At 75.8% G+C, this 12,200-nt stretch carries 13 protein-coding genes; 2 read left to right on the forward strand and 11 right to left on the reverse strand.

Translation table 11 applies throughout. From position 1 onward, the window contains the following. Position 1 precedes the first annotated feature (1 nt). The 6 genes from LQ327_RS02745 to LQ327_RS02770 all read right to left on the reverse strand — a co-directional run bounded on the left by LQ327_RS02745 (position 2) and on the right by LQ327_RS02770 (position 5,338). On the reverse strand, positions 2-640 hold the full coding sequence (locus LQ327_RS02745) for a hypothetical protein (RefSeq protein ID WP_230729992.1): 639 nt from the start codon (positions 638-640) through the stop codon (positions 2-4). Between the two features lie 237 nt (positions 641-877). Next, positions 878-1,606 carry an RDD family protein gene (locus LQ327_RS02750; RefSeq protein WP_230729993.1) on the reverse strand — a complete coding sequence of 243 codons (729 nt, stop codon included), beginning with the start codon at positions 1,604-1,606 and terminating at the stop codon, positions 878-880. Between the two features lie 775 nt (positions 1,607-2,381). Further along, positions 2,382-2,813, reverse strand: a complete 432-nt coding sequence (locus LQ327_RS02755; protein ID WP_230729994.1) for a hypothetical protein — start codon at positions 2,811-2,813, stop codon at positions 2,382-2,384. Between the two features lie 121 nt (positions 2,814-2,934). Further along, positions 2,935-3,882 carry an arsenate reductase/protein-tyrosine-phosphatase family protein gene (locus LQ327_RS02760; protein WP_230729995.1) on the reverse strand — a complete coding sequence of 316 codons (948 nt, stop codon included), beginning with the start codon at positions 3,880-3,882 and terminating at the stop codon, positions 2,935-2,937. Positions 3,883-3,957: 75 nt separating this feature from the next. Then, positions 3,958-4,482, reverse strand: coding sequence for a hypothetical protein (locus LQ327_RS02765; RefSeq protein WP_230729996.1), 525 nt, complete (start codon positions 4,480-4,482; stop codon positions 3,958-3,960). Positions 4,483-4,681: 199 nt separating this feature from the next. Continuing rightward, complete coding sequence (locus LQ327_RS02770) at positions 4,682-5,338, reverse strand: hypothetical protein (RefSeq protein ID WP_230729997.1); 657 nt, start codon at positions 5,336-5,338, stop codon at positions 4,682-4,684. A gap of 257 nt (positions 5,339-5,595) precedes the next feature. Here LQ327_RS02770 and LQ327_RS02775 point away from each other — a divergent pair, with 257 nt between their 5' ends. After that, positions 5,596-6,036, forward strand: a complete 441-nt coding sequence (locus tag LQ327_RS02775) for a universal stress protein (RefSeq protein WP_372460593.1) — start codon at positions 5,596-5,598, stop codon at positions 6,034-6,036. A 338-nt stretch (positions 6,037-6,374) separates the two neighbouring features. Here the strand turns inward: LQ327_RS02775 and LQ327_RS02780 are convergent, their stop codons facing one another. The 5 genes from LQ327_RS02780 to LQ327_RS02800 all read right to left on the reverse strand — a co-directional run bounded on the left by LQ327_RS02780 (position 6,375) and on the right by LQ327_RS02800 (position 11,573). Next, complete coding sequence (locus LQ327_RS02780; protein ID WP_230729999.1) at positions 6,375-7,112, reverse strand: hypothetical protein; 738 nt, start codon at positions 7,110-7,112, stop codon at positions 6,375-6,377. Positions 7,113-7,203: 91 nt separating this feature from the next. Then, the gene (locus LQ327_RS02785) at positions 7,204-8,511 is read right to left on the reverse strand and encodes a hypothetical protein (protein WP_230730000.1); all 1,308 of its coding nucleotides are present in this window, start codon (positions 8,509-8,511) and stop codon (positions 7,204-7,206) included. Between the two features lie 48 nt (positions 8,512-8,559). Further along, positions 8,560-8,826 (reverse strand): hypothetical protein, encoded by a 267-nt coding sequence (locus LQ327_RS02790; protein WP_230730001.1) that lies wholly within the window; start codon positions 8,824-8,826, stop codon positions 8,560-8,562. A 175-nt stretch (positions 8,827-9,001) separates the two neighbouring features. Further along, complete coding sequence (gene mftG, locus LQ327_RS02795) at positions 9,002-10,471, reverse strand: mycofactocin dehydrogenase MftG (protein WP_230730002.1); 1,470 nt, start codon at positions 10,469-10,471, stop codon at positions 9,002-9,004. Positions 10,472-10,505: 34 nt separating this feature from the next. Continuing rightward, a complete protein-coding gene (locus tag LQ327_RS02800) occupies positions 10,506-11,573 on the reverse strand; it encodes an LCP family protein (protein ID WP_230730003.1) in 1,068 nt (355 codons plus the stop codon). A gap of 226 nt (positions 11,574-11,799) precedes the next feature. Here LQ327_RS02800 and LQ327_RS02805 point away from each other — a divergent pair, with 226 nt between their 5' ends. After that, positions 11,800-12,054 (forward strand): hypothetical protein, encoded by a 255-nt coding sequence (locus tag LQ327_RS02805; RefSeq protein ID WP_230730004.1) that lies wholly within the window; start codon positions 11,800-11,802, stop codon positions 12,052-12,054. The last annotated feature ends 146 nt before the right edge of the window (positions 12,055-12,200 follow it).

Consider the following 12,200-nt stretch of genomic DNA (forward strand, 5'->3'; position numbering starts at 1 on the left):
ATTACCGACGGGTCCGCGCGCTCGGCACGACCGGGTGCGCGACACCGGCCTCGGTGTCCCCGACGGACGCGGTGCGTCCCGGGCCGCCGGGCAGGCGGGGCGGACGGCCGCCGTCGGGTGACCGCTGCGTCGGCACCGGTCCGTTCGGGGGGCGGCGGGTCACGCGGGGCACGCGGGGCTCGGCCGCGGGCTCCCGCGCCCGGCGGGAGCTCTCCTCGACCGCGTCGCGGGCGCCCGCCCGCACCTGGCCCAGGAGATCGTGCATGGCGAGCGACATCGCGCGGGGCAGCAGCGGTGAGCCGGCCACCCGGGCGAGCGGCTCGAGGCCGGGCGCGGCGTCGCGCAGCAGCGCGGTCACGGCGACCTCGTCGACCGGGGGCGCGGCGACGATGCGCTCCCCCACGACGCTCTGCCACTGGCGGACGCGCTCGCTGAACGCCGCGGAGAGCCGCTCGAGCAGCCGTGCCTCGACGTAGGAGCCCATGCCGCCGTCGATCGAGGGCAGCCCCGTGGTGTCGCGATCCTCGCCGCGGCGGAACGCCTCGATCCACGCGACCCACATCGCGTATCCGCCCTGGGCCACCCCCGCGGGCCCTCGAATCCCGGGACCACCGTTCGGGTCCCACCGTTCGGAGTTCACAACCGACCTCCTGCACCGGCGCTCGCCGGCATCGACCAGATGACGGAGAGGCCACGGCGCGCTCTCGCTGTCCGAGACGTCGCTCGGCCGCCGGTCGCCGTTTCCCACGAGTCGAGTACGCGCGCCGTCATCCCCCCAACGGCCGAGCAGCCGCCCGGCCGGCCCCGTCCGACCCGGCAGGTCGGGACGGGGATGGTGCGCGGGCGATGGAGTGGCCACACCGCCCGCGCACCCTCGTCAGGCGCGCACCACGAGGGTGTGCGCCGCCATGTCACCCAGACGCTGCTTGCGCTGCGACGTGGACATGATGATCAGACCGACGATGCCGAGGAACGCAGCGTCGATGATCAGCAGCACCCAGCGCAGCGCGTGCTGACCCAGCGTGGGCTCGCCGCCGTCCTCCTCGCGGACGACCTTCAGCCCCAGCCACCCCATGCCGGGCGTCTGGCCACCGTGCGTGGACGGCCACCAGGCGTAGACCGCGAACCCCGCCGCGATCGCGGCGAGGTAGCCGAAGCCGTAGAGCAGCCCGCCGATCACGGCGAGCCCGCCCCCGTTCGACACCGCGACGAGGATCCCGCTGAGGACGAACAGCACGATCATCGGGACGGCCGCGCAGAGCGCGTCGACGATGTACTGCCCGACCCGGGTCCCGACGACGTCGACCGACCCCGGCTGGTCCGAGGGCAGGGCGTAAGCAGGGGCGGCGCCGTAGCCCGGGCCGGGCCCGTAGCCGGGAGCCCCGTAGCCCGGGGCCCCGCCGTAGCCCTGACCGGGGCCGTAACCGGGCGCCCCGTAGCCGGGGGGCGACCCGTACGCGGGCCCGGCGCCGTAGCCGGGCGGCGGGCCGTAGGCGGCGCCGCCACCGGGCAGGGGCCCGTAGCCACCTGCCGCGGTCGCGGGGCCGCCGGCCACCGGACCGGCGGCCGTCGATGACTGCGCGGAGTAGTCGCCGGGTCCACTCAAGGGGGGCGACGCTCCCTGTCCGTCCGACGGCCCGGGGCCGTACGGCGCGTTCTGTCCACTCATGGGCGGAAGCATGCCAGCAGAGAGTGACACTAGGGAGTGTTCTATCCAGAACAGGGCTCATCGGTCACCCGATTGGCCTCACACTGTGAGCGCATCGCAATGTGGACAACACGTCCACTCGGTTGCCACGCTCTACTCCCCCGACCGGAGCATGACACTGCGCGCTCCTGACCGTTTGAGTGGACGATGGACGCACAGCGCGCGAGCCGGCCCGGGAGCGGGTCCGGCACGCCGTCCGCGGAGGGAGGGCCGCCCGTGCACCCGTCCCTGCCCCGGGGCCAGACGGCGGTTCCCCATGCCGCGTCCCGGGTCCCCGTGACGCTGCCCCTGCCAGCACCACGCGTGTCGACCGACGGGTCCGGCGACGTCGGGTGCATCGGTCCGGCCTGGATCGTCCGGGAGATCACGCACGTGCCAGGGGTGCTCCGGCTCGCCGACGGCCGACTCTGCTTCACCTCGAGCCGGGGGACGGTCTTCGACCTGGAGCACGCCGGCCTGGTCGACCCGGCCGGCGCCGACCTCACCTTCGACCGGCGGGGCCGTGGTGGGTTCCGCATCACGGTGGGCGGCGAGCGGCTGCGCGTCGCCGTCATCCGCCCGCCGGGCGCCGTCGATCCCGGGGCCGCCTTCGTCGACGCGGTGGCCGAGGCGTGCGAGCTCCCCGTCACCCGCGGTGACGCGGCCGCGGCCGAGACGTGGCGTGCGGCGCTGCTCAGCGGGACGGGCGAGGGTCCGCGTCGGCCGGCGGGACGACTCGCTGGCCGAGCTCGGCGAGGATCCGCAAGGTCAGGGCCGCGCCCATGACGACGTCGGCGGTCTCGGCCGCCCGCTCCTGACCGGCCGCCCCCGCCGAGCAGGAGACCCGCCACGCCGCCTCGCCGACGCCCGCGGTGAGCTCGACCGCCCGGCGCAGGCACCCGGCCACGTCCGGGGAGTCCGGCTGCTCGGCACCGACGGCGGCGGCGAGCGTCGCCACGCCGGCGACCAGCGCGTCGATCGCCTCCGCGCGGGGTGGCTCCCCGGCCCGGGGCGAGCGGGCGCCGGGGGCCCGGCGCGCGCTGCACTCCCGGGCGAGGACCTCGAGGGCACGGGCCGGCAGTGTCTCCCACGACGTCCTGTCGAGGTCGACCCGTCGTTCGCCCACAGGGCCTCCTCCGGTCGGTGCGCCACGGCGGTCGCCGTGCCCACCGGTCATCGCCCCGGAGTACGTCGATGTTGCACGCTCGCCCGGACGGACCTGTCCGAACGGGTCACCCGGCGGAGCGTCAGGCTCCCGAGCCGCCGGGGGTGGACGTCAGGGCGTCGCGGGACGGGCCGCGGTCCTCCTCGGCGAGGTCCGTGTGGGCGCCGTCGGCGGGGTCCGCGTGACCGCCGCCGGCGGGGTCGTCCTCACTGCGCGGCGCCGGCGGCCCGCCTGACGGGCCGACCAGCGGCGTGCCCACCGGCGGCGACGACGGCCGGGCCGCCTCCGGCCCCGGTCGCGGCGCCTCGGGCCCCGGTCGCGGCGCCTCGGGCCCCGGTCGCGGCGCCTCGGGCCCCGGCCGCGGCGGCGCGGGGCGGGCTGGTCCCGCCGCGGCGGGCGGGCCGGGCGGGAGCGGCGGCGGGACGAGCAGGTCGAGGAACGTCCGGACGCAGCCGTCGATGACGCGGGCCGCCTCGCGGTGGGCGTCCGGGCCGCCGGAGACCGGGTCGGGGACGGCGTCCTCCTCGGCCGGAACCGCGGGCACGGTGCCGCGGGTCGCGCGGGCCAGCGCCACCAGCGCCCCGGCGCGCTCGACGGGGTGGCGCGGCAGCGCGGCGACCTCCGAGGGCGGGGCCGAGCGCAGGAGGCGCGCGAACTCCCGCAGCGTGAACGTGGTCGGCAGGGCCTTCGGGACGTCACCGAGCACCGTCGAGCGCTGCTCGCGGGTCATGGTCAGGACGAGGTCCGCGAGCAGGACGTCGCGGTCGGGCAGCTGGCGGGCCGCGAACTCGGCGACGTCCGGGTGGTCGCGCCTGCTCATGAGCTGGGCGCGCGAGCCCTCGTGCATGCCGTGTCCGCGTACCGCGGAGACCCCGGCGCTGTGCACGGCGAAGGCGTGGGCCCACGGACCGAGGCGCGCGCCGAGCAGGAAACGGGTGTGGAACTGCGCGAACGGTGACCGGCAGATGTTCCCGGTGCAGACGTAGAGCAGCCGGAACACCTCCGTGGACCCGCCCGCGCCTGCGCTCATACCTCGATCGTCCCAGCTCCGTGGACCGGATGCGAGTCCGAAGTGATCACGAAGCGCCGTGGGCCACGGCCCGCGTCAGTGGCGGGCGCGCTCGAAGACCTCCAGATCGGCCACCACACCGACCACCTGCAGCGTCGTCGCGACGGATCCGACGTCCGCCGCCGGACCGTGCCGCTTCTCGGCGTCGAGGCGATCGAGCAGCGTCGTGGCCTTGCCGTGCAGACCGCGGGCCGCCTCCGACGTGGCCTGCAGGGCCTCGACGTCGATCTCCTCCGCCGCCGACCAGCCGGCTTCGGGCACGCCATCACCGACGAGGGCCGCGATGCGGCACAGCGTCCGGTGGGTCCGGTCGTCCTGGTCGCTCTCGACGGCCGCCAGCTCCTCGGCGAGCTCGTCCACCGCCGCCAGCAGGTCCTTCGGTGGCGCGTCCGGGTCGGTCCGCAGGTTCGGCGCGGGCACGACGCCCTCCGAGCTGCGCGGGGCGGGCACGGTCACCGTCGGCGGGTCGAGCCGTGCGCGCGCCTCCCGGATCCGGTCCGCGAGGGCAGGACGCGTGGCGGATTCGCTCTCGGGCCCACGGGTGGCCACGTTGCCGGTCAAGGACACTCCTCGTCGACGCGGTCGGTGCGAGACGGACGCTGGACATCGGCCGGTTCACCCGGCCCGGAGCACGCGAACGCCGACGGGACCCCCGCATCGACCGGAAGCCCGTCAGACGAAAGGGTAATCGGCGTCGTCGACCTCAGCAGTCACGGCACAGCGCAACGCGTTGCTCCACCGGCACTATTACCGGTCAGTTCTAGCGGCGGCTTGCGGGTCGGACGGGCGCCGGGACGCCCACCGGGGGCGACATCGGCGCGGGGTGGCGGTACCCGGCCGGACGCGGTGCGTGCGCCGCCGGGACGAGCCCTTCACGGGGCGCGGGCCCGCCCTGGGCCGGGACGGCGCCGGGCGGCGGGACCTGCGGCACCCGGCGCGGACCACCGGGCACGACGGCGATCGGCTGTGACGGGACCGGACGCCGGGCGCGCAGCCGCGCCCGCTCGCGCCGCTCCCGACGGGACTCGGAGACGACCCCCTCGCCGGTCCGGGCGATCAGGGCGCGGCGGGTCTGGGCCGTCGAGGGGCCGCGCAGCCGGCTCGCGATCATCGCGATCGTGAAGGCGAGCCCGTTCAGGGTGCCGAGGCTGAGCATCGCGACCTCGAGCACCTCCTCGCCGGAGACCTGGTCGCCCGGGTCGATCCGTTCGAGGGCGCCGCCGTAGGGCTGCGGACCCGGGTCGGACTGGGCGGTCGCGGTCCCGGACCCCAGCACGGCGACGAGCACCGCGACGGCGATCGCGACCAGCGCCGCGATGCCGAGTCCCGCGATGACCGGTGTCCCGAGCCGACGGCTCCCGCCACCTGCTGCCGTCGCCGTCGCCGTCGCCGTCGCCACCCCGTCGTGACCGACCATGTCCCCGCCTCTCCCGAGCCCCGACTGCTGCCCGTGGGATCGCGCGGACGTGAGGTCGTCGTTACCGGATCCGGACCTCGCGGTGTCCCAACGCCCGGATCGTGACCTGAACGTGATCTGAAGCACCCGACGGCGGGTGCTCGATGCCTCCGGGGTGTCGAGTCCACTGCTCCGGTCGGCTCTGGCAATCTGGCGCCCTTCGAGCGGTCGGCTCGCGACCGGAGAGGCTGGTGGGCACCGTGGGCGACTACAGGACCGTGACCGTCGGAACCGACGGATCGTCGTCGGCCCGGAAGGCGGTGACGCGCGCCGCCGAGGTCGCCGCCGACTCCGGGGCACGCCTCATGATCGTCTGCGCCTACGAGGTCCGGGACGCGACGACCGACCGCGACCAGGCCGAGTCGGAGCGCGCCCTCGGCGACGAGGCGTACAAGATCATCGGTTCGAGCCCCGCCGAGGAGACCCTGCGCTCGGCCCGCGACGACGCGATGCGCGCCGGCGCGACCCAGGTCGACACGGTCGCCGTCCAGGGCGACCCGACCGACGCCATCATCGACAAGTCCGAGCTCTACAACGCCGAGCTCGTCGTCGTCGGCAACAAGGGCCTCGCGAGCTTCGCCGGGCGCCTGCTGGGCTCGGTGCCGCAGGGGGTGTCGCGCCGCTCCAAGGCGGACGTCCTCATCGTCCACACGGTGTAGTCAGGCTCTGGCGCGACTGCTCGGTGGGGCGCCCCTGCTCGGGTCGGCGTCGCGCCGCCGCCCCCGCCTCGTCATGATCAAGAGCACGCTGCGCAGGCGGCGGAGCACCTGGAGGTGTCTCAGGTGCCCCTGATCACCGCGGCGTGAGGGCGGAGTGGCCCCACCCGCCACGAGGGGCACACCACCCCGCCCACCACGCGTCCGAACCTGCCTCCAGTGCTCCTGATCATTGAGGCGGGGTGGGAGTGGCGGCGGGGTAGGGGCGCGGCGGGGTTGGGGGCCGCGCGGCGACCGTGGCGCGCCAGCACGCAGCGCTCCGACGAGCGAACGACGCCGCGTCAGCGCACCGGGACGTCGCAGGCCGGGGCGTCCGGGTGCTGCGCGATCAGCTCCCCGAGCCCGACCGAGGTGAGCTCCACCGCCAGGGCGTGCTCGAGGCAGCGGCGCACCGCGCGGTCGCGGGGCCGGGCGCGCGCCTCGGCCAGCCGGCGGGCGAGGCGTTCCGACCCGGTGAGCAGCGGCGTGATCGTCAGCCGGGCGCGGCCCAGGTCGACGCGGCAGCGCCCGGCGACCGAGTCCCCCTCGCCGACGACCCGCACGTCGCAGTCCAGGTCCCCCGGCAGTGCCTCCTCGGAGGTTCCGGGCCCGGTCATCGCGGCGCGGAACACCGCGTTCGTGACGCGGTCGGTCGGGGCCGCGACGAGCTGGTCGAGCACCGCGCGGCCACCGCGGTCGGCGAGCACCGTGTCGAGCGCGCGCACGTCGAACGTCAGCCGCTGCAGCCGGAAGTCCCCGGGCCGGCCGAGGGCGAGCAGCTCCTGGACGGTGTTCGCGCACGGCCCACCCGCCCGGGCGGCGAGGTGCACCGACGCGACTCCGGGTCCGCGGTCGTTGCGCGGGTCGATCCCTCGCACCGACACCTCCGGCGCCTGCGCGTCCCCCTCGCCGGCACAGCCGTGCTCGAGGAACTCCACCCCGGGCAGGGTGTCCGGTGCGGGGACCCGCCGTGGAGCAGGCACCGACTGATCGGCAGAACCGAAGCGCCGGGGCGCGAGGACGGCGAGCGGATTGCGCATGAACCACCGGACCTTGACGTGAGCAGGGTCACGTCAGTGTGCCAGAGTGAGCCTCGTCATGTGAATCGTTCCTGCCCGGACCGTCCGCCCGTCATCCCGTCGCGGGACTGATCGCGAGGCCGCCGAGCAGGCCGCCGCCCGGTCCGATCCCGAGGTAGCCGTCGACGACGACGGGGGCCGCTCCCGGCGCCGGGTTGCGGTCCCGCCCGGTGCGGCCGTCGACGACGACCGGGCCGTTGACCGTGGTGCCGTAGACCGCGCCGTGCCAGGCGGTGGTCATCTGCGGCGGCACCCGCCCGGCCGCGGGCAGCGACCAGAGCAGCTGCGCCGAGACCGCGTCGAGCGCGAACGTGCGGTTCGGCCCGGAGCACACGGTCACGCTCGCCTCGTCCCAGACGCAGCGCGGCGCCGAGGAGGCGGTACCGAGGTCGACCGGCGGGCGAGGGGACCCGTCGGCGCCGAGCACCGCGAGGAACGCCCGGGCCGTGCCGGCCTGACGTCCCCCGACGACGGCCGACGACGGCCCGGCCCGGCTCACGGTCAGCGCGGTCGAGCCCTCGTCGGCGGCGAAGCGACGTGCCCCGGTCACGACGTCGAGGCCCACCACCGAGGAGGGGGTGTAGCCCGGGCCGCCGCCCGGGGGCACCTCGGCGCCCACCACCGTCGCGCCCTGGGACCCGGCGGGGATCACCGCCCCCGGTAGCGGCTCCCCGTCGGGACCACGGCCGTCGAGCACCGCGCCCGCGAGGAAGCCGTCGGCCACCCACAGCACCTGGCGGGTGTCGAGGTCGACGCCGACCGAGGCGCGGTGGGTGTTCCCGGTGACGCTCAGCACGGCGACCCGGTGCCCGTCCCCGGCGGCCGCGACCCCGGTGACGGCGGTGTGCACGGAGTGGGAGCTCTCGGCCCACGGCAGCGGGGCGGACGCCGTCCAGGCGACGGTCGGGGCGCCGGTGTCGGTCCGCGTGACGGCCAGCGCCTCGAGCGCGAGGCCGGGAGGTGTGGTCCCGGAGCCGGGCACCGTGGTCGCCGACGCGGCCAGGACGAGCCCGGCGCCCGGGACCGGTCGCGGGGCGCCGGAGACCCACCGGCCCGGAGGCAGGGCGACCGGGGTGGCCGAGGCGGAGGAGTCGGCGCGCGAGACTCCGCCGGAGTCCGCGAACCAGACCGTGGTCCCGTCGAGGGCGACCGGCGGTTCGGGCGTGGTGCCGTAACTGGTGCTGTACGTGCTGCTGTAGCTGCTCGAGGAGCCGCGCAGCAGCGTCCCCGACGGCGGGCCGAAGGCGGTCGGCGGATCGTGCGCGGGAGGCGGCGCGGGAGCGTCACCGCCGCCGGAGCAGCCGGCGAGCAGGGCCACGACCAGCACGATCAGGCCGACGACGCGTCCCGTACCCGGCACCGGGCCAGCGTCGCACCCCGGCTGCGTGACCGGGTGGGTGGGTGGCCCTCAGTGGTCGATGATCGTCGAGCGGCGCGCGGCCGGCGTCTCGGGCTCCAGCGCGTCCGGCGCGGTGCGCGGGTCGATCACCGGCAGCGGCCCGGTGGCCTGGGCGAGGCGACGCTGCGCCCGCTGGATACGCGCGGCGAGCTCGGCGTCCTCCGCGGCGCGACGGCGCAGGTCCTTGCGCTCGCGACGGGTCAGTCGGGGCAGCGCGTCCTCGCGCCTGCCACGTCCCCACAGCGCCACGGCGCCCTCGCTCTCGCTCTCGCCCACGTTCCCGACATCCACCCCGGAGCCGGCGCCGCGTGCACCCCCGCACCACGACTGGTCCGGATTTTGCGCTCGCCGCGCCGAGACCGGGCCGTGATGCACTCCATCGTGTCGCAACCGTGACGAATCCGGTCGTCATGTCCGGACGAAGCAGGACGAACACGGACAGACGTCACCGTCACAGCAGCGTCGCGGCGTGCTCGCCGAGCATCACCGCGGTCGCGGCGGGGCCGCGGCGCGGCACCGTCGGGATGACCGAGGTGTCCACGACCCGCAGACCCTCGACCCCGTGCACCCGGAACTCCGGGTCGACGACCGCCCCCGGGTCGGAGGCCGGGCCGATCGCCGCGCTGCCGCACAGGTGCGACGACGTCGTGAGCACCGACGCCACCCAGGCGTCCAGCTCGGCGTCGGAGGCACGCGCGACCGTCGGGATGGCGATGCCGCCCGAGGCGAGCAGATCCGAGGCGAAGCGCACGACGGCGCGCATGCGGGCCCGGTCGGTGGCGCCGGCCAGGTAGTGATGGCGCAGGCGCGGCGGCTCGCGGGGGTCGGCGCTGCACAGCACCGAGTCCCCGCGGCTGTCCGGCTGCTGCAGCGCGCACATCAGGTGGCGGGCGCCGCCGGGCGCGAAGGGGCGGCAGAACAGCAGCACCTCGAGGTCGCCCGCGGGGTCGGCGGGCAGTGCGGCGTCGAGGGTCGCCGCGTCGAGGTGGACGGCGGCCTGGGCGGAGACCGCCTCGGGGTGCAGCGGCTCGTCGTAGCCGAAGCCCAGGAACACCGCGGGGTGATCGCTCCAGCCGTGCCCCACCCCGGGTCGGTCGTGACGGACCGGGACGCCCGCCGCGCGGAGCTCGTCGGCCGGCCCGATCCCGGAGAGCGCGAGCAGGTGCGGGCTCGGGATCGCCCCGGCCGCGAGGACGACCTCGCCCGCCTCGATGCGCTCGCCGTCGCAGGTCTCGACCCCGACCGCGCGCTCGCCGTCGAAGCACACCCGGGCGACGGCGGTGTCCCCGCGCACCGTCAGGTTCGGCCGGTCGAGGTGCGGCAGCAGGTAGGCCATCGCCGCGTTCACCCGCACGCCGCGCACGACGTTGGCCGGGACCAGCCCGACCCCGGGCGGGGCGTCGCCGTTCTTGTCCGGCTCGACGGGCACGCCGAGCGCGGCGGCGGCGCGCACCACCCTCGTCGTGAGCCCGGCGAGCAGCTCACCGGACGGCCGTTCGACGGGGACCGGCCCGCCGTGGCCGTGGCCCGGCCCGGTGGCGTCGTGGTCGTCCTCGCTGCGCGCGTAGTCGCGGACGGCCTCGTCGTGGCGCCAGCCGTGCCAGCCCTCGACGTCGGCCCGGGTGGCCCGGATCCAGTTGGCGCCGTTGATCGCGCTGGACCCGCCGAGGACGCGCCCGCGGGCGGTGCTGGTGCGGTGGCCGTCGACCAGTTCGCAGGCGAACGACCAGTTGTTGGGGTGCCCGTCGGCCGCGGCCGCGAGTGAGGACACGAGGCGCAGCTCGTCGGGATAGTCCTGCGGCCGGGTCGGCGCCGGGCCGGCCTCGAGCACCAGCACCCGCCGGCCCGGGTCCTCCGAGAGACGGCCCGCCAGCGCGCAGCCGGCGGAGCCGCCCCCCACGATCACGACGTCGTGCTGCACGCCCGCAGTGTGGGCCCGGACGCGGGACCCGCGCTCAGTGCGGCGTGTCGCCCAGGCGGGAGTTCGGCCGGGCGTCGGCCCACTGCTGGACCTTGTCGGTGTTCACGGCGAACCACAGGTCCTGGTCGGCCTGCTGGTCGAGGTAGACCACCGACTGCGAGCCCTCCATGCCGGTGCCGGTGGTCGGCACGGTCAGGTAGGCGATGTTCGAGCCGCGCAGGTCGCGCAGACCGAAAACCAGCTCGGCGAGGCCGGTGTTGGTCAGCGAGTCGTCGACGCCGACGTGCTGGGTCACGGAGTTGACCAGGTCGTACGCCTTGGTCGGGCTCGAGAGCGTGCCCGACGAGAGCGCCGAGCTCACCAGGGCGCGCAGCGCGTTCTGCTCGCGCCGCACCCGGTCGAAGTCCCCGCCCGGCAGGCTCTTGCGCTCCCGGACGTAGACGAGCGCCTGGGCGCCGTTGAGGTGCTGCGGCCCGGCGGGCACGACGATGCCGTCGCGCTCGGTCGCGGTCCCGACGTTCACGTCGATGCCGCCCGCCGCGTCCGTCATCTGCTGGAAGCCGGCGAAGTCGATGACCGCGAAGTGGTCGATGCGCACCTTCGTGAGCTGCTCGACCGTCTGGATCGCGAGCGACGGGCCACCGAACGAGAAGGCCGCGTTGATCTTGTTCATGCCGTGTCCGGGAATGTTGACCCAGGAGTCACGCGGGATGGAGATGACGCTGGCGCTCTTCCCGTCGTCGGCGATCGTCACCACCATCATCACGTCGCTGCGCTGCGCACCGAAGACGAAGTCCGGGGCGGAGGCGTCCGAGCCCGTGGTCGGAGCGGTGGAGCGGGAGTCGGTCCCGACCAGCAGGAAGGTCTGACCGGCCTTGGCCGCGGGGCGCGACGACTGGTCGATGCCGGCGAACACCGACGGGTAGCGGCCGACCTGGTCACCGAGCTGGTTGGTCAGCAGGACCACGCCCGCCGCGGCGAGCAGGACGAGGATGAGCACCCCGGTGAGCACGTAGAGCAGGCCGCGGAGTCCCCGGCGCCGGCGCGTGGCGCCCGACTCCGGTGGCTGGTCGTCGGTGTGCAGCAGATTGTCGACGCTCATCGTGGTCGTTCCCGCCCGTCTCGTCCCCCGGCTCCCCGGCAAACGGCCGAGTCGTGACAGCCTGTCGTACGCCGAGGGTCCCTCGTTACCGGAAGTGACCCGTTCAGCCGAATTCGGCGCGGTCCGGTCCGCCGCCGGCTCCGTGCGTGACGTCCACACCGTGGCCCACCGCGGCGTCCCCGCCCCCGGATTCCACTCGATCCGGGCTGCTCCTACAGTCGTCCGGGTGACGACGTCCGAACCGGCGCACGATGTCCCCGCCACGACGGTGTCCGGTCCGGTCGTTCCCGGTCCGGCCGGCCCGCCGGACCACGAGACCCTCGCCCGCGTCCTCGACGGCCTGCGCGACCTCGAGCCCCCGCAGCGGCCGGTCGTGGACCCGACGTCGGGCCGGGGCGGGGCCGCGGGGGACACGACGGCCGTGCCGCTCCCGCGCCGCCGCTCCGCCCCTTCTGAGCGAAGGGCCCCTTCGCTCGAATAGACGGGCCGTGGGCGCCCACCGCCGGAACCCGCCCGGCCCCGCCCGAGGATGTGGAGTTGCTGACGTCCAGTGTCAGCGGTGCCGCATCGCTGACGCCGGACGCCCGGGGCACGGCTGGCACGCACCGCACCCCGCGGGGACAGTGG

This window comes from Actinomycetospora endophytica, from assembly GCF_021026375.1.
In the GTDB taxonomy this organism is placed as follows: domain Bacteria; phylum Actinomycetota; class Actinomycetes; order Mycobacteriales; family Pseudonocardiaceae; genus Actinomycetospora; species Actinomycetospora endophytica.

Coding starts and splice junctions, on each gene's coding strand:
- LQ327_RS02760 (WP_230729995.1), bottom strand. CDS start 3,882: ATGAGCGCAGGCGCGGGCGGGTCCACGGAGGTGTTCCGGCTGCTCTAC.
- LQ327_RS02770 (WP_230729997.1), bottom strand. CDS start 5,338: ATGGTCGGTCACGACGGGGTGGCGACGGCGACGGCGACGGCGACGGCA.
- LQ327_RS02780 (WP_230729999.1), bottom strand. CDS start 7,112: ATGCGCAATCCGCTCGCCGTCCTCGCGCCCCGGCGCTTCGGTTCTGCC.
- LQ327_RS02800 (WP_230730003.1), bottom strand. CDS start 11,573: ATGAGCGTCGACAATCTGCTGCACACCGACGACCAGCCACCGGAGTCG.